5 protein-coding genes are annotated in these 23,614 nt (G+C 64.5%); 3 read left to right on the top strand and 2 right to left on the bottom strand.

From position 1 onward, the window contains the following. Positions 1 to 433: 433 nt before the first annotated feature. From LBK75_04640 to LBK75_04630, 3 genes are all read left to right on the top strand, one after another. Complete coding sequence (locus LBK75_04640) at positions 434 to 17,386, top strand: Ig-like domain repeat protein (protein ID MDR1157580.1); 16,953 nt, start codon at positions 434 to 436, stop codon at positions 17,384 to 17,386. A 96-nt stretch (positions 17,387 to 17,482) separates the two neighbouring features. Beyond that, positions 17,483 to 17,830, top strand: coding sequence for a helix-turn-helix transcriptional regulator (locus LBK75_04635; protein MDR1157579.1), 348 nt, complete (start codon positions 17,483 to 17,485; stop codon positions 17,828 to 17,830). Further along, on the top strand, positions 17,817 to 19,187 hold the full coding sequence (locus LBK75_04630) for an FtsW/RodA/SpoVE family cell cycle protein (GenBank protein ID MDR1157578.1): 1,371 nt from the start codon (positions 17,817 to 17,819) through the stop codon (positions 19,185 to 19,187). Before LBK75_04635 ends, LBK75_04630 begins: the two co-directional genes overlap by 14 nt. Before the next feature lie 17 nt (positions 19,188 to 19,204). On the opposite strand, the gene LBK75_04625 is transcribed toward LBK75_04630, so the two are convergent. Further along, positions 19,205 to 22,681: a DNA polymerase III subunit alpha gene (locus LBK75_04625; protein ID MDR1157577.1), complete on the bottom strand. Its 3,477-nt coding sequence runs from the start codon at positions 22,679 to 22,681 to the stop codon at positions 19,205 to 19,207. Next, positions 22,678 to 23,613 (bottom strand): DNA-binding protein WhiA, encoded by a 936-nt coding sequence (gene whiA / locus LBK75_04620; GenBank protein MDR1157576.1) that lies wholly within the window; start codon positions 23,611 to 23,613, stop codon positions 22,678 to 22,680. Before whiA ends, LBK75_04625 begins: the two co-directional genes overlap by 4 nt. Between the last annotated feature and the right edge of the window lies 1 nt (position 23,614).

Below are 23,614 nucleotides of genomic sequence, written 5' to 3'. Positions count from 1 at the left end.
CCTGAAAAAAGAAAAACAGGGAAGCCGGTTGATTTTGCAAAAAAAACCCTGTATAATATAGGTATCATTCGGAGTGCACAGACGAAAATCGTGCATTCCGTTCATATAAAGCAGAATGTTGCAGATTTTTCTATGCGGCTTAGCCATCGCGATTTGCTGTAGTCTATGCAGATACGACAGAATCTAATTTTTGAGAAATTCTTAAAATCAAGAAACTCCGCCCACTTAGACAGAGCAAAATATCACTGGACACCATTCTCACCACTTCTTAATTTTAAAAATGCACTATTTTCCGAGCCGCCAAGGGCGGTTTTGTGGGAAAGTTAACCATGGACGTCGCTGTCACAGGGCAGCGCGGCCGTCGCCCGGCGGGGGCGGCATTGATGGAAAATATTGGCACAAATCGTTGGTTTGCTATGGCGGGAGGGTTGGTATGAGGCTGCGCATTTCGGGAGCGGTACGTATGGCGCTAGTATGCCTGCTTGCCTTCATCCTGGTGCTGGTCACGGTGTTTGTGGGGCTGGGCGTACGGCAGGCCCGGGCCGACACGCAGCCGGCGGCGGCGCCGCAGTTCACGCGGCATCCGGCCGATTCCACCTACGCGCAGACTGCCAGCGCGCGCTTCTACGTCCGTGCGGCGTCCACCGACGGGGGGTACCTCACCTACCAGTGGTACCGCTCTGAAGGCTACGATGAGCCGCTCGGCACGGGCGGCGTACTCTCCGACGACGAGCAGCAGGCCATCAAGGAGAGCTCTGTCGCCATCGACGCTGAGGACAGCGGCACTTTCTCGGTACTTACCACCACGACGCCCACAGTCGAGGACACCACCTGGTATTATTACTGGGTCACGGTTGTCAATCACAAGGACTTAAGCGGCGACGGGGATACCGACGATCCAGGCGAGGCCGTTCCCCACGACAGCGCGTTGGCGCTTACCAAAGTGGTGGCGAGGACACTGCCCGACCATATCACAAATGGGGACTTTTCGACCCTGTACGCGCCGAACGGACAGAATACGATCTACTGGAGCAATGGCGGCCAGAATGTGAACGGTTGGTATACGATAGCCGCGCAAAGCCGACTCCCAAACTGGAAAACCACAGATTACAATGCCAGTGGAGCCAATATTGCCAATTTTGGCGATACGCGCCAGTCATTTCAGGTTTTCGCTCTGAACCTCAAACCGTTCGGGTACTCTGCCGAAAGCGATGCCGATGCGGTCGCCGAACCCGAAAACCCGACACGCGTACCGGCCAGCCCCTCTACGGGAATACGTCCAGGCGGTCAAAGTGCAGCAATGCAGACAACCGTGAAACACGGCGACAACGGAGGCGACACGGGCAATTTCGGCGCCATAGAGCTTGCGAACGCCAATACTTCGAGTGTGTATCAGGAAGTGGCGACCGTTCCCGGCAAGATATACGAGTGGTCGCTTGACCATATCCGGCGCGCTGACACCGGAAACAATGATGTGATGGCCGTCGTTATTGGTTCGGCTATCAATGAGCCGAGCGAACTCGGTATCGATTCTAATTTGCCGCAAACATACCCTGCCAGTGCTGCTAATGGTTCCAGTGAACTTCACTATCCCTATGGCATAAACTCCTCTACCTATTTCTATAAAATCGTCCAGGCTTTGGCCACGAGGCTAGGCGTGGGGTCTATCAATAATCTGACTAATTATGGTGGACAGAGTTTTACGCAGGAATACAACGGGCATACGTACTACATTTATATCGCCTCGACCGGTTCGTCATGGAAAACCTATTCGGGATCGTACACTGTTCCCGCAGGGCAGGGCACGACTGTGTTCGGATTTGTGGGCATCTATCCTGTGGGAGCGACTGGCAACGTCCTCGACAACATCTTCTTCGCCTCCGGCACCGATCTCAGTCCCACACAAGATGTCACCTATACGGGCGAGACTTCGATTGTCACTCCCACCAAGGCAGGCTTCGCCTACGCGCTTGCCGAGGTGCGCGGCTCGTCGATAAACGAGCTCACGGGGCTGTCAGCCTGGTATGACCCGGACGCAGTTGACTCCGGCGCCGCCGAGGTCGCCGTCGAGCCCTCTGCCACACTCGGCGCCGGCGGCTGGTACACCTCGTACGGTGCAGAGACCGGCACGGCTTTCGCCGCCGGCGGCGCGCTCACATTTAAAGATCTTGTGCCCGGCAAAACCTATCGTGTCGTCGGCATCCCGCAGGGCGCCGTCAACACCGGCCTGCACACCAACGAGTCCCCCGGCAACGTGCTCGACGACGGCTACTATCGCGATGTAAAGATCCAGGCCGCCTATGCGGGCGCTCCGTACGTACTGCCATCCTACGACGTGGAGATCTATGACGCGGACAAGGCGCGGATCACGCTGAAGAACACCAATTCTTCGGTGCAGTACGCGTTGCTGGCCGGTGACAGTGCGGCGCCGGTGACCTCGGGGCCGGCCTTGCCGTCCACGGCATGGAAGAGCGGTGCGGGCGGTACGACGGTCTTTGAAGAACTCGCGCTGGGCACAGATTACTGGCTTGTTTCCCGTCCCGCGAATTATACCGAAGTGAACTACGCCGTCGCCGCCTACAGTGATGACGGCGCGCTCGCGGCGCTCAGGATTGTCACGCCCGTCGTCGACGCCGTTGATCTCGCGGCCGCCGACGTCACGCGCGCGATGGGCGGCACCGGTATCGTCATCCGCGCGGCCGGCACGCGCGCGGGCTACAATTACGCCTTGGCGGACCCCGCGAACGGGGAGATCGTCTCCGGACCATTTGCGTATACCGGCGCCGCCGTCACCTTTTCAAGCCTCGACCCAGCCGCCGTCTATCAGGTCGTCAGCCGGGTGGGGGAGGGCACGTGGCTCAAGGGTGTGCGCGTCTATCCGTACCCGTCGGCCTTTGCGGTGGATTATGGCGCCGAGGTCGTGCGCAGCAACGCTGTCTCGGCGGGGGCGGCGGGCTTTATCCCGGCCGATACCGAGTACCGCGTGCGCGCCTCGGGCGGCGCGGCGCTGTGGCTTGTGGGCGACAACGCCGTGTGGCGGCGCGGGACGGGCACCGAGTGCTTGGAACTTACCCAGGCCGGCGTGGCCGTGGGCGAGGCGAGTGTCTTTGACGCGTTGGACGACGCCGGCGCGAGCGTCGCGACGGTCTTCTACCGCCTGGCCATCACAGACGGTTATGTGGGCCAAAGCGTGCAGCCTGAGTTGAGTCTGGCGGCGCCCGCGCGTCCGACGGCGCCCTTGGCGGGGGCGGGTGTTTGGAGCGTTGACTACATAAACGAGCGTTTGGTCGCCGGCGGCGCGGCGCTCCAGTGGCGGACGGAGGCATCCTCCAGCTATACCGCGCTTGCCGCCGGCGATTTTGCGGACTTTGCCGCGCTCGGTTGGAGCGCGGCCGTGGGGCAGCGTGTAGTGCTGCGTTATCCGCAGGGCGCCGCGGTCTTCGCCTCCCGTGACAGTGAGCCCGCCACGCTGCCGGGACGTCCGGCGGCGCCCGAGGGGCTGACGGCGGCGCTCGTCGAACCCGACGACCCGAGCGCCGGCATCACCGTAGGCAACCTCGAACCTGGCCGCGCTTATCAGTACAGCCGCGGCGTTGACACGGGTGAGAACAGGCTCTGGACGGATTTTATCCCAGACGCATCGAGTGTGAATCTGTTCTATGACGGGGAGGGCGGCGATTACGGCCTGCGCTATCCCGCGACGGACGAGGCGCCCGCCTCCTTCTACGCGACTGCGGTGCCTTCGCCCCTCAACGCCTCGGCCTTGAACCTCGGCTCGGCTACTTTCGGTGCGATGAACGCCGCGCCGCACGCGCTTACCATCAACAACATCGCTTCCGAGTCCATTACTTTGTTCGCCGATCAGGTTTCCTTAAGCGGTGCGGGTTCGCACTATTTCGTCCTTAACAATCCCGGTGCCGTCATCGTGCCCGCCGCGACGGGCGGAGCGGTGGGGCAGAGTCAGGCGTGGACCGTCACGCCGGTGGCCGGAATACCCGCGGGCAGTTATACCATCCAGGTAAATATCGCCTACTCCCATGACGAGCACGCGTATACCTGCAGAAGCAACGGGTATTTTACCGTGAACAAGGCGAATTGGAACCTGAGCGGGCTTGCCGCCGAAACGCTTGGCCTTACGAGCAGCGGTTTTGGGCTTGCGGTGACCGGCGCGCCTGAGGGCGTACAGCTCTCTTACCAGTTGGGCGGCGATGCTTTCAGCGCGTGGGATGGGGCGGTGGGCGCCGATGGAGTCACCCACCATCACTTCAGCGGGCTTGCCGCGGCGAGCAGCTACGCGGTGCGCGTGCGCGCCGCGGGCGATGACGACCACAACGAGAGTGCCGCCGTGGTGCTCCTCACGGCCTACACTGCGCAGGCCACGCCGGATGCGTCTGCCGTGGTGCGTGCCAACTACGCCGATGAGACGCTGGTGTTTGCCAGTGGCTGCAACCCCGCTGATTATGCCGTGACGGTGGCGGACAGTGGGGCTGAGCTCGGCAACCTCGCGTCGCTTACGTCACTGGCCGACGCGGGTGACTTCAACCTGTCGGTTGTGCGCAAAGCGGCCGGGCCGTACCCCGCTTCGGCGCCCGCATTTTTGTCGGTCGCCCGCCGGGCCGCGGCGCCGGCGGGCACCGCCGTCACCCCCGCTTCCGACGACAACACCGCCGATGGCGCCGTCAGTCTTGCGGGGACATTCCAGTACCGTGCGAGCCGCAATGGCGCCGATGTGACAAGTGGTTGGACGAGCGTTGCGGGCTCCGTCAGCGTGACGGCCGGGCGATACGAGGTGCGGCGCGCACCCACGGCCTCGACCTTTGCCTCGGCCATCGCGCAGGTGCGGGTGCTCTCTCTCAAACCGTCGGTGACGCTGCATGTGAAGACCTATGCCATCGCCGACGGCGGCGAGACCGTCTCGCCGAGCTACCTGACGCTGCCTGCGGGCTGGGCGCTTTCCACCGACCCCGAGCGCGCGGGGCAGTACGATCACAGTTACCTCATAAGTCCGCTGGCGCTGCCGGCGGTGGGGGCTGTGACAAGCCGAAGCCACGTGTTTAAGGGCTGGTATGAAAACGCCGCTCTCACGGGACCGACCGTGACGATGACCCCGAACGATGAGATCCTTGAGCATCGCGATTATTGGGCGAAGTGGGTTGTGCGTCCGACGGTCGCTACTGTGGCCAGTGTTGTGCCCGCGGCGGATGTGAGTACGGCAGCCCAGGGGCTTGCCGCAAACACGCCTGCGAAGCTCTCGGCGGCGCTGCCGGCGGGCAAGAGCACGCTTGCGCTGGGCGACCTTGTGGTTGTGGGGCAGTCGGGAGAGGGCGGGGCTGCGGCGGCCGTGCTGTACTCCGATCCCGGCTTTGTTTCCGTTGTAAGCGATTCGCTGCCGCTGGCTTGGGCGGACGAAGCGAACTATCCCACGCGGGCTTGGCTGGGGACGGTCTCGGCCGACGACGATGCGACGGCGGTGTACTACGAGCTTGCGCTGTACACAACGCGTCGGGTAAATGTGGCGGCCGTGACGCAGACGGGCGGCGCGTCGGGCGTCAGAACATCAACCGGTATCTCGCTGACGTTTGACGCGCCGGTCGCGGGACTCACCGCAGACGCCGTCAGCGTCGCCGACGGCACGGGGCGCGCCGTGAAGGGCGCGCTCAGCGGCGCGGGGGCCTTCTATACGCTCGATGTCTCCGGTGTGACGGAGGGCGCGGTGAACGTGACGCTGGCCGATTGGGTGGGCTATGATGTGGACAACGCGCCGCATGAGGTGGATATATATAAGGATACGGCGCCGCCGACGGGCAGCATCATCATCCAGGGCCATGCCTTTACGCAGTTTCTGGACACCGACACCTTTGGGCTGTTCTTCAAACAGACGGTGGATGTGACGATGACGGCCGCCGACACGGACGGCGACGGGCTTGTGAAGATTGAGTACCTCAAGGCTGCCTCGCCGTTTGCGAGCGCGGGCGCCGCGCAGGCGGCCTCCGGCTGGCAGACCTACACCGCGCCGGTCGCCGTGTTGCCCGGCGAGAAGTTCTTTGTGTACGCGCGGCTTACCGACGCGTCGGGCAATGTGGCCGTACTCCGCTCGGACGGCACGGTGGTCTACATGGACAGCGCAGCTGATACCGACAAGGTGAACTACACAAAGCTCTCCAGCGAGAGCAAGACCGTGAGCGTCGTGCGCAACGGCAACGTGATAGACGCCGTTACGCTGCCGGGACCTGCCTTTACGCCGCTGCCGGAGGGGGCCTATACGGTCTCTGAGGGCGGCGCGGGCAGCACCATTGCGCTGGCGGGGTCCTACTTGGAGACGCTTTCGGCCGGCGCGGCGGGCATAGACAGCTTCACACACAACTTTGTGGTGCACTACAGGCCGCTGGGCGTGGCGTATGTGGACGACGCCGGCGTGGGCACCGCGAACCAGGCGCCCGCGACCACGGCTTTTGACGTTGAGGTGCTTAAGGCCGTGCCGGCGCTCGCGCTTTCCGTGCCCCCCGCGCAGGCGGGCGGTGCGACCTACGGCGAAAACAACGTGACCTTGCGTGTGGACGTTGAGAGCGGCGGCGCGGTGCCCACAGGCGCCGTGAACTTCTACGACGGCGTTGTTGACGCCGCGCACCTGCTCGGCGGCGGTCCGATCAACGTAGAGCCCCATAGTACCGGCGGGCGGGCCAGTGTGACCGTTACCTTGTCCGCCGGTGTACATACGCTGCTTGCGGCCTACTCGGGCGATGACAATTACGCCGCGGCCGCGCCGCAGCGTCTCGTCGACTATACGGTGGCCCAGGCATCCCAGGGTGCGCTTATGGTGAAGGAGGGCGGCGCGGCGGTGACCGCGCTGAGCAAGGCGCGCGAGGACGTCTCCTTTACGCTCACCGTCGAGGGCGGCTTCGCGCTCGGCAGCGGAGCGGGCGCGAACAGTTATGTGTGGACAAGCAGCGCCCCGACCGCGGTCGGGGTGGCCCCCGTCGCGGACAGCGGCGGTGCGGCGGCCACTGTTACCCTGCTTACGGCGGGCAGCGCCACGCTCACCGTGACGCGGGCCGGCGACGCGAACCACCTCGCCGCGACGCCGGCGGAGGTGGCGCTTTCCGTAGCCGAGGAGACGACCAAGCCCGTGCCGGGCGGTGCGGCCGACGATACGCCGGACAGCACGCTTGCGGCGGCGAACCTCAGCGAGACGGGTCTCACGCTTTCTTGGAGCAAGGCGACCGACGCCTTTCCCGCCGGGCGGGACGCGGCGCTGCGCTACTTTGTGTACCTTTCCGTCTCGACCACCAACAACATCTCCACCCCCGAGGACTGCGCGGTGAGCGGCACACTGCTCAACACCGGCGGCAGCGCGGACATTGCCGCGTATGCCGTGAGCGGGCTTGCCGCCGATACGCCGTATTGGTTCAATGTGGTGGTGAAAGACGAGGCGGGCAACGCGGCCGCCTACGCGAGCCGGCGCGTGGTGACGCCGCTTGCGGTGGCGCTCGTGAGCGCCGCGCAGTACGGCGGTAAAAATGGGCGGGTGGCCTCGACGGGCGTCTGGCTTGTCTTTGACCGGGCTGTGACGGGCTTTGACGCCGCTCATGTGGATGTGACGGTCGGCGGCGCGTCCAGCACACAGCGCGGCGCCATCTCCGCCGGCGGTGACAGTGACGCTGCCACCTGGCTTGTGACATTTGCGCCCTTTACCGGGGCAAACGGCACGCAGGCCAGCATCGCGGTGAGCGGATGGACCAACGCCGCGAGCGGGCACAGCTACTTCTTTGCGGGTGGCAGCGGCTCGGGCAGTGACCCAGAGGGCAGCTCTGCCGCTTCGATGGCCTTTGCGTTGTACGCGCCCGTGGCCTGGCCTATGCCCGCGGCGTCTATCGATTATATCGGCGAGCGGCTTACGGGTCTTGCGCCGGGTGGGACCTACGTCTTTGCCAACGAGTCGCACGGGTACGGCGGCGAGAACGCCGTTGACGTGGACGGCGTCTACGATCGCATACCGTTCAGTGAGCTGGGCGTCACGCTGAGGATTGTGCGCAAGGGCGTTTCCGCAGGCGTGACGCTCGGTGATGACGACTTGGGCGCCGTCGATTCACCGGCGCAGGCGCTCGTCGTGCCCGCGCGGCCCGTGGCGCCGAGTGGGTTTGCTGTCGAACAGCCCGCCAGCATGACGCCGACGGGGATGCTCAGCAATGTAAACGCGGCGATGGAATACCGCGCGGCGTCTGAGGATGCGTGGACGCCCATCGGCGGCGAGAGCGTGAGCGGCCTCGTGCCAGGTACTTACTACCTGCGCGTCAAGGCGGTGGCGGATGAGAAGTTTGCCAGCGCCGAAGCGGTCTTTTATGTTCACGCTTACAACGCGATCCGTTTTGATGACGCGCTGCAGGGCTATGCTGTGGGCGGAGAGCCGGGCCAGGCGGCGCCGCAGACGGTGATCGGCGACGACACCATAGCGAATGTGACGTTTGTCTCGGGTGCCGCGGACGCCTTTACGCTGCTTGGCACCGGCGTGGACTGGACGATTGCGCCCAAACCCGGCCTTGCGCCCGAAACCCATGCCGCTCAGATAGAGCTGACCTACGAGAACAGCTCGACGTCTACCCAGGATGTCAGCTTCACCGTACATCCCAAGGCTGAGCTCGTGTCCGCCGCGGCCTCCTCTTCAGCGGGTGCAGACGGTCTGACCGATACGCTTACCCTCGCCTTCACCTATCCCGTCACGCTTGCCTGGGACAGTGTGACCGTGGGCGGTGCCGCCCACAAGCGCGCCGATGCACAGGCGGAGCTGGGCGGTTTTGTGGGCGTGAACGCCGATAAGACGGTCTACACATTGAAGCTCAGCCCGCAGTACGCTTATCACACCGGCGACGCCGTCGACGTCGCCGTCAATCTGGGGTCCGCTTACGCATTTCAGATCGCGCAGACGGGGCAAGGCGTGCTTACCGCGCACCCCCCGGTTGCCATCCCGCGCGCCCTCAAGGAGGCGCGGGTGTTGCCGGGGCCCGATGACTGGACATCTCTTATCCTTCAGATTACCTTTGACGACACGCGCGCGGTGACCGATCCGGCCACGCTGGAGTGGTTCGGCGACGGCGATTATACCGGACCGATCGTGCTCTCGGGCGAGGCGGCCGAGACCACCGCCGTCAATGGCGTGTTCCGCGTCACCGAGCGGGAGGGCTGGACCTACCGCGTGATGCTCGATGTGAGTGCGAGCGGCGCGCTTTTCGTCGGTCTGCCGACCTGGGATGTGGCGGCGGTGGATGCCGGACAGGTGGTGCTGGCGTCGAAAAGCGTCGGAGACTTTGCGTATTTCCTCGACGGCGAGGGGCACAACTACCTCACGAATATCAACGCCGAACAGGTACTGCCGGCCGCCCACGCGCGGGGCGGGTACGTAGCGCCCGCCTATGGGCTGCGCACGAGCAAAGAGATCGGCGTCGGCGTTGCGGACATCTATCTCGACGGCGCGCCGCTTGACGCCGGGCTCTGGCGTGTGAGCGGCGGCGGCCCCGCGCAGTTCATCTTCGATGGCGGCGCGCCCGTGTCCCTCGCCGATCAGCTCATTGTGACGCTTGAGGCGGACTGGACACGCACCGAGGGCGCGCATACCGTCCTGGCGGCCTTTGACGACGATTCGGCGGCGCAGGCCGTCGTCGCGGTCGAGGGCATCACGCCGACCTGGCCTTTGACGCTGCTCGGCTCCGAGGGGGCCGTGGGCTTTGCGGGCGGCGACCCCGGCGCGGGCGGTGCCGGCATGGCCACAGGCGCTTACGGTCCGGGCGACGGTTGCTTCGCGGCGGGCAGCGCGGTTGTCGTTACGGCCGCCGCCGCTGCGGCGGGCTGGCGTTTCGACGCGTGGGCGCAGACTTCCGCGGGCGCTGTCGTCGCGCTGCCGCAGGGCAGTCCGGGTACGATTACCATGCCGGCTGAGCCGCTCACGCTCACGGCGCGCTACACCGACGGTGCAGCCCCCGTGAGCACGCTGACGCTCGGCGGTTCCGGCGGCGTGGCCGACGGGGCCTGGACGGCCACCGGTTTGCTCACGCTTTCGGCCGTCGATGATGACGTGCGCGCGGGCGGCGACACCAACCCCACCGGTGCGGACCTGGGTACGGTCGCCTCCGTCAGCTACCGCGTTGACGGCAGGCCGACGGTCACTGTGGCGGGCGGCGAGACGGACGTCAGCTTGAGCGCCCTCGGTGCGGGTTGGCACACGGTCGTCCACTGGGCGACGGATGCGGCGGGCAACGCCGAGGTCGCGCATACGGCTGTGGTGGGTTATGACGCCGCCCCGCCGAGCGGTTCGATACGGTTGCGCGGGCTTGTGTTTGACAGATTTATCGCCGCTCCTGCGTTCGTGCGCTTTTACCGCGGCGACGTGGCTGTGATGCTGACGGGCGGTGATGAGACGGACGGTTCAGGTGTGGCGCGCGTCGAGTACTTGGTGCGCGACGCGGCCTTTGGCTCTGAGGCCGAGGCCGCCGTCGCTGTCGGTTGGGCGGAGGCGGACGAGTTCTCCCTCGGCGCGGATGGCGCGTACATCATCTACGCACGCATGACCGATAACGCCGGCAACGTGCGTGTGATCGCCACCGACGGTGTCGTGCGCTATACGGACGGCAGTCTTCTGACGGCGCCTGCGCCGTTTACCAAGACTTCTGAGTACGGCGTGAGCGCTGTGATGGCGCTGCACGGCAACACAGTCGCAAGCGTGAAGCGCGGCGATGACGTGCTCACTCCGGACGTCGCGTACGGCGTCACGGACGAGACGCTCAGCTTCACCGCCGCGTATCTCAACGATCTGCCGGTACCCGAGGCGGGCAGCCACAGCTTTGTCGTGCAGATCAACCCGCAAGGGCGTCCCTATGTGGCCGACGGCGCTGTCGACGGTACGGGCGGCGGCAATGGGAGCGGTAACGACGCGCCGGCGGAGATCATCGTCGCCCTCTCGATGGCCAAAGCGGCCTCGGCGCTTACACTGTCCGCCGAGCCGGCGGCGACCGTCTATGGAAACAGCACGCTGCTGAGCGCGACGGTGGCGCCGGGTGCCAATGGCACGACGGCGACGGGCGAGATGCGGTTCTTTGACGGCGAGACACTTTTGGGCGGCGCGGTGGCGCTGACTGCGGTCGAAGGGAAAGCCGTTGCCGCACTGACGGTTGGACTTGGCGCGGGCGGCCATGAGCTGCGCGCGGAGTACTCCGGTGATGGTAACTTCTCGGAGGGCAGCAGCGTGGCCGTCAGCTACGACGTCGAGAAGGCCGCGCAGGACGCCGTGAGCATTGTGAACGCGGACGGAGATGCGGTCGTCGGTCCGCTTGTGGTGGATTACGGCGATGACGCGTTTGTTCTGCGCGCCACCGGCGGCAGCGGCGCGGGCGTCTGGGTGTGGGCGAGCAGCAATACGGCGGTGGCTGCGGTGGATGAAGCCTCCGGCGAGGTGACTGTGGTCTCTGTGGGACATGCGGTGATCTCCGCGCAGCGGACGAGTGACGACAATTACAACGTCTCGGCGGTGGCCTCGTTTGTGCTGGAGGTCGAGCGGCGCCCCGTGCGCATCGAGGCTGTCGCGGTAAAGGACAAGGTCTATGACGGGACGGATTTCGCTGAGTTTGCGGCGGTGCCCGCGCTTGTGAATGCGGCGCCGGGCGACGAGCAGGCCATCTATGTGTCGCTCGCCGGCGCCTCGGCGCACTTTGTCTCAGACGGTGTTGGGGACCCGGCCGATGTCGGGGCGAACAAGACCGTGCAGGTCGGCGGCTTTGTTTTGGCCGGTGCGAAGATAGCCAGCTACGAGCTAGTGAGTGTGCCTTCCGCCGCGATTGCGGCGATTGAGAAGGCCGCGCCTGTTTGGGATGGGGCCGGCCCTGTTGTGAGCGGTGGGGTTTTGGGTGACGGCACCCTGTTTTATGGGCAGCGGCTTGCGAATCTCATGCTCGATGGTGTCGCCCGCGACATACGCGGGATGCCTCTGGACGGTACCCTTACGTGGGCGCCGACGGTTGACGTGACGCAGATACCGGGTAGCGACGCCGAGAGTGCCGCGGGTGGGCTTGCCAGTGGCTATGCCTACGACGTGGTGTTTGTGCCGGCCGACCCGTTTGTGACGAACTACCGCGCGCTTGCGGACACGGTTACGGTTGCGGTGCGGCAGGCGGCGCCCGAGATGGCGGGCAGGGTGGATGCGACTACCCCAGGACCGGCGCCGGTTGGCTCGCCGATCTTTGCCTCCGACTCCGGCCGGCCTGAGACCGAGACGCTGGCGGACTCGACCATCACGGGCGATGTGGTGTTTGCGTACGGCGGCGTTGAGACGGCGGTTGTGGGTATGTGGGTCTGGGATGACGACGCCAACGGCACTGCCGCCGCGGACATCGCGTACGCGAGCACGGATGCGGGCATTCACCACCCTTATGCACTCTTTGTGCCGGAGGATCCGCGCATAGCGCCTCTCTCGGTTGAGGCCGACGTCATCGTCTACTCGCCGCGCAGCGTGGTAGCAGCGCTGCCGACGATGGGGGCGGTGGCGTACGGCGGTACGGTTGGCCGCGCTGCGATAGGCGACGACGGGCGGGTGCTCGCTGTGAGCGCCGACGACGCTGACCCCGACGATTATGAGGACATCACGGCGTTTGGCGGCTGGCATTGGAAGAGTCCGGATACCCTTATCACATCCAAGACCGGCCGGCAGACCGCCGTGTTGGTGTTTACGCCTGACGGTGCGCACTTGGTCGACTTCGCTGTGTCGGCTCCAACGGGCTATCTCCCCGTCGAGAGGGCGGTCGAGCTTGAGGTTGCGCCCGTGACGCCGGAGCTTGCCTCGGCGGTGACCGATGTGCCGGCCGTCATTTTGGGCCAGGCGCTTTCCGCCTCCGACGTGGGTACGTCTACCTACGAATTTGGCGGCGTCGCGAATTTTGGCGACGAGGTGCTGAGCGGCCATCTTGCGTGGGAGGACAGCTCCCTCGTGCCGGGCGCCGCCGGCCATGAGGCAGACGGGCTGGGCGGCGCGGTGCGCGAGAGCGGGCTGTTTGTGGCGCGCGCGACCTTTACGCCGGACGATGCGCTGTATGGGAGCGCCTACGCGTCGGCGACGGTGGACGTGCGGCTTGTCGTCGCGGCGAGCGCGGCGACCCGGCAGGCGCTGAGCGATCGCTGCGACGACCTGCGCGATAGGGTGCTGCCCGCGGTGCAGGCCGCTTTGGCGAACTACGGCGCGGACGCCGTCGACGCCGTTGAGGACGCCTTGAGCGATGCCCGCGCCCTTCTTGACGCGGGCGTCGATTCCGAGGATGCCTTTGCGCGCGCGCTTGACGCGCTGAACGACGCGGCCGACGCGCTTGTCCACGACCATCCGATCATCCGGCAGGAGCCCCCGGGTACGTCTGTGGATCTGGACGAGGCGATGCTTGTTGAGGCGAAGGGCGACTTTGCGAGCGTGACATCGGTACACCTTGACGACACCGCGCTTGCGTGGGCGCCGGCGGCAGACCCAGGCGGATTGACGCTCTCGTTGCCGCCCGCGGCGGGTGGCACCGCGGTGGGCAGCCTCTTTGAGGGCGCCGACGGACGCAGTGCCGTTGCAGTGCTGCTTCCGGCGTTCGTCAATACGCTGGCGAAGGGCGAACATGTTGTCGTCCTGCAGTTTGCGGACGGCTATGCCAGCGGCTTTGCAGAAGTGCGGTTTACCATTGCGTATGCCGACAATGTGGCGCCGAGCGGCGCGATACGACTGCGCGGACTTGTGTTCGATGCCTTTATCGCCGCGCCTGCGTTTGTGCGCTTCTACCGCGGCGACGTGGCGGCGGAGCTCACGGGCGCCGACGTTGGCGGCTCGGGCGTGGCGCGCGTCGAGTACTTGGTGCGTGACCGTGGGGCGGCGTTTGCCACTGAGGCCGCCGCTGAGGCCGCCGCCGGTTGGGTGGCGGCAGACGGGCTTACCCTTGACGTGGACGGAGCCTTTATTGTCTATGCGCGTATCACTGACCGAGCCGGCAATGTGCGCGTAATCAGCACCGACGGCATCGTGCGCTACACGGACGGCGCACTGGCGGCGCCGCCGCCGCCGTTCACCAAGACCTCAGATACAGGCGTGAGCGCCGTGCTGGCGCTCCGGGGCAGTACCGTCGCGGCGGTGAAGCGCGGCGACGATTGGCTCCCGTCGGCGGCGTACCAGGTTGCGGGCGAAACGCTCACTTTCAATTCTGCCTATCTCAACAGCCTGCCGGCGCCCGACGCGGGCGGGTACGGCTTTCATGTGCTGCTCAACCCGCAGGGGCTTGCGTACGTGGAGGACGGCGGCGGGAGCGGAAATGACGCGCCGGCGCCTATCGAGCTCACCCTGTATGTCGTGAAGGCCGCGCAGGTTGCGGTGAACATTGTGGACGCCGGAGGCGCGCCGATGACGGGCGCGCTTGAGAAGATTTACGGTGATGCGGCGTTTGTACTCGGCGCCGAGGGCGGTTTGGGTATGGGTGCCTTTGTGTGGGAGAGCAGCGACGCGGAGGTGGCTGCGGTGGACGCTTCCACCGGCGAGGTGAGCCTGCGTTCCGCGGGCAGTGCCGTGCTCTCGGTGCGGCGGACGGCTGACGATAACTACAGCGCGTCGTCGTCGGCTTCGCTTGCGTTGCACATTGCGCGAAGGCCGGTGCGCATTGAAACTGTGGAGGTGGCCGACAAGGCTTACGACGGAACAGACGCCGCCGCGTTTGCGGCGGTGCCCGCGCTCGCGGGTGTGGCGCCGGGCGACGAGAACGCCGTCGGCGTGTCGCTTGCGGGTGCGTTCGCGCGCTTCGTCTCCGTCGACGTCGGAGAGGAGCCCAAGGTCGTGCTGGTTGGCGGCTTTGCCCTCGTGGGTGCGAAGGTCGACAGCTATGAGCTGGTGTACGTCCCCGAGCAGACGACCGCAACGATCGAGCAGGCTTTGCCGGTTTGGGACGGCGGCATTGCCGTGGGCGGCGGGCCGTTCGGCGACGGCACGCTGGTCTTTGGACAGCGGCTCTCGTCCCTGACCCTTGCGGGCGGTGCGCTTGGTGTAGACGGACTTGTGCTGCCGGGTACGCTTGCGTGGGCGCCTTCTGTCGGTGCGGCGGTGCCGGGCAGCGATGCCGAGAGCGCCGCGGACGGGCTTGATCCGGCCGGCTATGCCTGCGAGGTAGTGTTTGTGCCCGATCTTGCGTTCCAGCAGAATTACCGCACGCTTGAGGGTATGGTTGTGGTTACGGTGCTGCCGGCGGAGTCCGCGGCGGCCGGCGGCACGGCGCCGGTCGGCTCGCCGATCTTCGCGTCCGACTCCGCGCGGCCCGAGACGCTTTTGGACGCCCTGCCCATCACGGGCGATGTGGTATTTGTGTATGACGGAGTCGAAACGGCGGTCTTAGGCCATTGGACCTGGGACGATGAGAAAAACGGCGGGGAGGCCGCCGGCATCTCTTATGCGGGCATAGGGATTCAGCATCCCTTCGCGCTCTTCACACCTGAGGATCCGCGCATCGCGCCGCTTTCCGTGCCGGCCGATGTCATTGTCTACTCGCCGCGCAGCGAGATCGGCATGCTGCCGACGATCGGGACGGTTGGCTATGGCGGCACGGTCGGCGACGCTTGGATAGGCGACGACGGGCGGGTGTTCGCCGTGAGCGCCGACGACGCCGACCCCGCCGACGCGGAGGATATCACGGCGCAGGGCACTTGGGTGTGGAAGAATCCGGGGATGCGCATCACCGCCAGAAACGGCGTGCAGCGGGCCGTATTGGTGTTTAGGCCGAATGACGACGTGCTGGCCGATCTCACTGGGGAGAACCCCACGGGCTATCTCCCCGCGGAGGCGGCGGTCAGCATCGGGGTCACACCGGCCGTCCCGGTGGCCGTCTCCCTGTCCGATGTGCCCGGCATCACCTTTGGGCAGCCTCTCTCGGCCTCCGATCTGGGCGCGGCCCATTGTGAATTCAGCGGAGTGGCGGCCTTTGGGCAAGATGTTCTGGTTGGCGGCCTTATGTGGGATGAGCCTTCGCTCGTGCCCGGCTCCGCCGGCCACGAGGCCGACGGCCTGGACGGATTGGTGCGCGAGAGCGGATGCTTTGTCGCGTACGCCACCTTTGTGCCCGATGCCGCGCTGTATGGGGATGTCTACACGTCGTGTCCGGTTCAGGTGGTGCTGTCCGTGACGGCGAGTGAGGACACCCAGGAGGCGCTTTCCGAAGCCCGCGCAGCAGGGATTGAAGTGACGCTGCCCGCGGTCATTTCCGCCGTGGAGAACTATGACGCCGCCGCCGTTGCCGCGTTTGAGAAGGCCTTGGAGGCGGCCGAGAGTTTCCTCGCGGCGGGAGACGGTTCTGAGGACGCCTGTGAACGCGTGCTTTTGGCGGTTGAAACCGCGCTGGCCGCGCTTGTGCACGACCATCCCATCATTCGGCAGTCCCCCATGCGACCGATTGTGTCCACGGGCACGGTCGGCGTGAGTGTGGAGATAAAGGGCAGCTTTGAGACAGTGGCGTCCGTGACGTTTGACGGCGTTGCGCTTGTGGTGGCTCCTTCGACGGCGCCCGACACCCTGGTGCTCTCGATGCCCGTTCCGGAGGACGCCGCCGCGGTGGGCCTCCTTTCGAAGGGCAGCGCCGTGGTAGAATTGTTCCCCGCGTTTATCGACAGCCTGGGAAACGGCGTTTATACGATCGGCGTGTGGTTTGTCGACGAGCACGCCGGCGCGTTCCAGGAGACGACATTCGTCATCGAGCGTTCCAGCGGCGGCGGTTCCGGCAATGGCGGCGGTTCCGGTTCCGGCGGGGGCAATGGCGCCGGGGCCGACAGCGGCGGCGCCGGCGGGAACGATGATGATGATGACGCCGGCGAGGGCGATGTGTCCGACGGGAGCGATCCCGGCGACGGTTCCGGCGCCGACGACAGTGAGCCCGGCGGCCCCGACGCAGGCGACGGGACCGGCGATGCGGGTGACGGGCCTGGCGATGCGACCGGCGCCTCCGGCGGTGACAGTGTCGGTTCCGGTAGGAGCGGTGGGCCCGGCGGCGGTTCCGATGTCACCCGCGGGGGCGATGGGTCCGGCGATGGCAGTGTCGACGCCGGCGCTCCCGATGATCCCGCCGACGCCGACAGCGGCGGCGCCGGCGGTCCGGCTTCGAACGAGGATGCCGCCGGAAACGGCGACACGGAGGCGAATGAGGCAAGTGACGCGAATACGGACGGCGGCGGTGGTTCCGGCGGCCTGAATGCGGGCACGGACCAAGATGTGCCCGATGACGCCGTCGCGCCCGCCGGCGTTTCCGACAGTCCGCTGGTTACGGCGCTTGCGATTGGACTTCCTGTTATTGTAATTTTTCTGTTGATCATCTCTTTCGTACGGCGCCGCGCGCGCCGCAAAAAGACAGGCTGACGCCGCGGGGGTAAAAAAGTTCCATACCCCTCTTGACATAAGTAGATCATCTACGTATACTGATATGTAGATGATCTACTTATAGGGGGTTATAGGATGGCGCACGAAAAAAATTCTCTGTCGGGGCATACGACGATGCTGATCCTCAAACTGCTCGAATCCAAGGATCTGTACGGATATCAGATCATTGAGGAGCTTGCGCAGCGGTCGGAGGATTTATTCTGTCTCAAAACGGGCACGCTGTATCCCATTTTGCACGGTCTTGAAAGGGATGACATGGTCAGCTCCTACGAAAAAAATGCCGACAGCGCGCGGGTGAGAAGATATTATCGGCTCACCGGCAAGGGGAAGGGCCTGCTTTCGGAAAAGCAATCGGAATGGACGACGTATGCAACGGCGGTGAATCGAATCATGGAGGGAGGTGTGCGTTGTGCAACCGCATGAAAAAATCAAATCGTATGTGCACCTGGTGTGTGAGCAGATCCGGTGGAAAAAAGCGCACCCTCGAATTCACCAAGAAATGGAAAATCACATTGTCGACCAGCGAGACGCTTTTATGACGCTGGGACTGGATGAAGAGGCGGCCACAGACAAGGCCATTGCGAATACCGGCGATGCGGCGATGATCGGAGCGCAGCTCGACAGGACGCACCGGCCAAAGCCACAGTGGGGGATGTTTGCGGCGACGGCGGTGCTGTTGACATTCGGGTTGCTCGTCAGATTGTTTGTGTTTAACGATGAAGACAGGGTCGGTCTCATCTCTGTCCGGCTCTTTTTCACCGGTGTCGGCATGGCGGGCATGTTCATCGCGTATTTGGCCGATTTCTCGCTGCTTGGCAAATATCCAAAGACAATCTATTTTTCCATAACCGCGTTTTCGCTGGTTCTTCTTTTTCTTTCACCCGAGCTCAATCGCGGCCTGTATTACGCCCAATATGCCGCGCTGCTGTTCCCGCTCGCATGCGCGCTGGCGATTTTTGCTGCGAGAAACAAAGGATACATCGGTATCGCCCTGTGCGGACTGGCATTTGTGCTTCCGGGCCTTGTTTTGATCACGGCACGCGCCATCACTGGGTTTCTGCACTTCGCGATTGTCGGTATGGTGGTGTTCGGTGCGGCCGTTTGGAAGAACTGGTTTAGTATAAAAAGATTCCATGGATTCCTGCTTGTGCTGGCGTCTGTTGTCTTGCTCGCGATCGTATTGACGGCCAACATGAACGATTATCATTGGAAGCGGTTCGCGGCGGCCTTGCACCCCTCAGCCGATCCATACGGTATGGGGTATTGGGCTATGATGACACAGGAGTTGTTGCGCGGAGCAAAATGGTTTGGGCAGGGGCGCATATCGGAAGCATATATGGCAGGCTTGATGGAGCCAAGTGCGGCTTTTTACACAGACTCACTTCTGACTGCGCTCATATCGCTTGTGGGGTGGATCGCATTCGCGATTGTCGTCGGCGTCATACTCTTTTTCGTCCTCAAAGGATTTGCGCACTGTTTCAAGCAAAAAAGCAGCCTGGGATTTTTTGTGTCGCTCTCCATCATGCTGACGTTCAGCGTGCAGGTGATCAGTTACGCCCTCTTCAACCTCGGGATTCAGTTCGTTTCTCCGATTTCATTGCCGCTCATTTCTTACAGCAATACGGCGACGGTCATCAATTTGGTGCTGATCGGCTTTATGCTTTCAGTTTTCCGGACAGGCGACATTGTGACGGACGGAGAATCCCGGACGCTGTCGGCAAGAAATAAATATATCACGTGGGAGGGCGGAAAATTGACGATACATTTCAAAGCACAATAGCGTGGCGCCGCCGGGCGCTATTTCAGCACCACATTTTCGCCGCCGAACCAGTCGGACAGTTCGCGCAGCAGCCGGGGGTCCGGGTTGCAGACGGCGCCGAGTTTTCGGCCGGTGTCGCTGTGGTAGAGGACCGTCTTCACCGTGCCGGGGAACATCGTGAACAGTGCCGGCAGCCGGGCGGCCTTTGGGTGGTCGCCGGGCAGCCGGACAAACAGCGTCTGCGGCGGCGGGGGCGGTTTTGTCATCGGCGCCCCGTCAAGGGATTCGAAGTCGGCCAGCGGGCGCAGTTCGTCCACGAGGATCTGCGGCTCACGGTCCTCGCGGACGCTGATCCGCCCTGTCACCACCGCGGCGTGGTCGGTCTTGAGGTAGGGTCCGCATCGGGCCAGCACCGACGCGAACACCAGCAGCTCGATGGTGGAGGCCGTCGTGTCCTCCAAAGTGACGTAGGCCATCAAGGAATTGTTGCGGGTGGTCTTGGTGCGCACCGCGGTGAGCAGACCCGCCAGCGTCACGCGCTGCTCGTCCCGGAAGACCGTCGGCCCGCCTTCCTGCGAAAAGTCATTTAGAATCCGCCGTACAGGCACAGCGCCCGTGCGGCGCAGCTCGTCCCGATAGGCGTCCAGCGGATGCCCGGAGAGGAACAGCCCGGTGTACTCCTTTTCTTTTGCCATGCGTTCCCGCAGCGGAAGTTCCGGCACATCCGGCAGCGGTCGCTCGGTGCGCTTGCCGCCGTCGTCAAAGCCGCTGAACCAGTCGATCTGCCCTTCCAGATTCTTGCGGCGGGCGGCCTCCAGATCGCTCATGATGGGCTCGTACGCGGCGAGCAGCGCCGTGCGGGACGTGCCGAAACTGTCCATCGCGCCGCAGTAGATCAGACTTTCCGCGGCGCGCTTGTTGAGATCGGCGTCGAACATCCGCTCGCAGAAGGACTGGAGAGAGGTAAACGCCCCCCGCTCGGTCCGCTCGGTCAATAGGTCCCGGATCAGCGCTCGGCCGACGTTCTTCACGGCCACGAGACCAAATAGGATCCGACCGTCCGGCCCGACCGTGAAACCGTCCTCCGAGGTGTTGATGTCGGGAGGACAGACGGATATGCCCATCTCGCGGCACTCCGCGATGTATTCGGCGACCTTGCCGCTCCAGTCCAACACGGAGGTCAGCAGCGCCGCCATGTATTCGCGGGGATGGTGACATTTCAGGTACGCCGTCTGATAGGCGATGACGGCGTAGGAGACGGCGTGCGCCTTGTTGAAAGCGTAGTTCGCAAAGTCCATGATCTCATCGAAGATCGCCTCGGCGGTGGCGGCGTCCACGCCGTTTGCCACGGCGCCGGGGATTCCCTCGACGGCGTTGCCGAGGATGAAGTTTTCGCGCTCGCGCGCCAGTTCTTTCATCTTCTTCTTCGACATCGCGCGGCGCACCATGTCGGCCTTACCCAGCGAAAATCCGGCCATTTTGCGGAAGATCTCCAACACCTGTTCCTGATAGACGACGCAGCCGTACGTCACTTGCAGGATGTCCCGCAGCATCGGGTGCCGGTAGGTGACCTTCTCTGGGTGGTGCTTGCTCTCGATGAAGCGAGGGATGGAGTCCATCGGGCCGGGCCTAAAGAGTGCCACGACCGCGGTGATGTCCTCGATCGACTGCGGCTGGAGCCCCACGCACACACCGGTCATGCCGCCTGACTCAAGCTGGAAGACCCCGGAGGTCTTGCCGGCGATCAGCATCGCGAAGGTTTCCGCGTCGTTCTCCGGGATGTCGGAGAGGCGGAAATCCGAGCCGCGGCGGCGGATCATGGCCTCGGCGTCGTGCAGCACGGTCAGGTTGCGCAGACCGAGGAAGTCCATCTTGAGCAGCCCCAGCTCTTCCAGCGTGTTCATCGGGAACTGGGTGACAATGGCCTCGTCGTTTTTGGCCAGCGGCACGTATTCGGAGACCGGACGGGCCGTGATCACGACGCCCGCGGCGTGGGTCGAGGCGTGCCGGGGCATGCCCTCCAGCGCCTGGGCCGTGCGAATCAGTTTGTCGATGCGAGGGTCGTCACGGCACATGTCCCGCAGCCCGGGGGAGAGCTTCAGGGCGTTTTCCAGCGTCATATGGAGGGCGAAGGGTACGAGCTTGGCCACGACGTCTACCTCGGCGTAGGTGCAGCCCAGCGCGCGGCCCACGTCCCGAACGGCGGCGCGGGCCGCCATCGTGCCGAAAGTGACGATCTGCGCCACATGGTCGGACCCGTACTTGCCGATGACATAGTCGATGACCTCCTGCCGGCGCATATAGCAGAAGTCTATGTCGATGTCCGGCATGCTCACCCGCTCCGGGTTCAAAAAGCGCTCGAAGTACAGATCGTACTTCATCGGGTCCACATCGGTGATCCCCAGGCAGTACGACACCATGCTGCCGGCGGCGGAGCCGCGTCCCGGCCCGACCGGGATATCCCGGCCGCGCGCGAAATCGATGAAGTCGCCGACGATGAGAAAGTAGTCGACAAATCCCATGCGCTCGATCATCTCAAGCTCGTAGGAGAGCCGCGCCCGGTAGGTGTCCGGCGGGTCCGGGTAGCGGCGGGCAAAGCCTTCAAAACTCTTTTGCCGCAAAAATGAGACGCTGTCGTTCTGCCCGTCCGGCAGCAGGAAACGGGGCAGATGGTGCGCGCCGAAGGTGAAATCCACCCGGCAGCGGTCGGCGATGCGCCGCGTGTTGCGCACGGCCTCCGGGTACTCGGGAAAAAGTGAGGCCATCTCGTCCCCCGTCTTTACATAGAGTTCCTGGGAGGAGAACCGCATGCGGTCCGGGTCGTCGACGGTCTTGTTCATCTGGATACACATGAGGACGTCCTGTGTGTAGGCGTCCTCGCGGGTCAGGTAGTGAGCGTCGTTCGTCACGACCAGCGGGATGTCCGTCTCCTTGTGGATCCGAAGGAGCCCCGCCGCCGCCTCGGCCGACTCCGGCAGATTGTGGTCTTGGAGCTCCAGAAAATAGTTGCCCGCTCCGAAGACATCGCGGTACCACAGCGCGGTGTCGCGCGCTTCCTCGTAACGGTTTTTGAGCAAAAGACGGGACACCTCGCCAAACAGACAGGCGGAGAGGACAATCAGCCCTTCGGCATACTCGGCGAGAAGCGCCCGGTCGACGCGCGGTTTTATGTAAAACCCCTCGGAAAAACTCCGGCTGACCAGACGGCAGAGGTTGCGATATCCTGTCTCGTTCTCGCACAGCAGGATCAGGTGGCCCAGCTCCGCGTCCAGTTCGTGGATTCGGTCGCCCCGGCCGCGCGGGGCCACATAGACCTCGCAGCCGAGGATTGGCTGGATGCCGGCCGCCTTGGCCGCCTTGTAGAAGTCGACCACGCCGTACATGACGCCGTGGTCGGTGATGGCCGCCGCGTCCTGACCGATCTCCCGGAGACGCGCCATCAGCCTGTCGATCCGACAGGCTCCGTCCAACAGACTGTATTCGGTGTGCAGGTGCAGGTGAACAAAATCAGTCACGGAGTTCTCTCCTCTAAAACGCCGCCGCGTTCCGTCTCCCGGGCCAGCGACGTCAATTTCCGCAGCCGGTGGTTGAGGCCGGAGCGTCCGAGCGGGGGGTCAAAGCGCGCGCAGAGTTCGGTCAGGGGCTGGTCCGGGTAGCGCAGACGCAGTTCGGCGGTCTCGCGCAGGGGCGTGGGCAGGGTCTCCCACAGCGGGCTGACGCGCAGGCGCTCGATGGCGTCGATCTGCTCCATCGAGGCCGCGACGGTCTTGCCGAGGTTTGCCGTCTCGCAGTTGACTTTTCGGTTTACCCGGTTGCGCAGGTCCTTCTCCACTTTGGTCTCCATCAGTGTGAGCGCGGCGCGCGGCGCGCCGATGGCTGTCAAAAAGTCCTCGATCTGCTCGCTGGCCTTCAGGTAGATCACGTGATGGCCGGCGCGCAGCGTGATGCGGGGCGTGAAGTCTAGGGCGCGCAGAAGCGCCAAAACCTCTCGGCTGAGCGGCCCGTGGGGGGTGGCGAGTTCCAGATGATATTTTCGGTCCGGCCGCATCATCGAGCCGCCGGTGAGAAAGGCCCCGCGCACGAAGCCGCGCGTGCAGCACTCGTCCTCCAGTACCGCGTTGTTCAGGTGCAACGCGGCCGCGTCGGCGGAGCCATAACCGAAGCTCTCGCGCGCCGAGGAGAGTTTGGTCCGGTCCGAGAGCAGCAGCGTCGCCTTGCCGGCCGGCGGCCCGTCGGCGGGGCGCCGGTCGAAATCAAACCCAAAAGCGGCGCGGCAGAGCGACGCCAGCCGCCCGGCCACGGGCAGGCTCTCGGTGACGATCCGCATCTCCTGTGCCCTGAACGTGTGGCCGAATAACAGCGCGCCGTAGATCTCCGCCTTGACGCAGCAGGGCCTGTCCGCCGGCAGGCGGCATAACTCCCGTTTTACCTCTGAAGAGAACGACACG

It is taken from the genome of Oscillospiraceae bacterium, assembly GCA_031265355.1.
Classification (GTDB): domain Bacteria; phylum Bacillota; class Clostridia; order Oscillospirales; family UBA929; genus JAIRTA01.
This window is presented reverse-complemented; position numbering and strand designations above follow the sequence as displayed.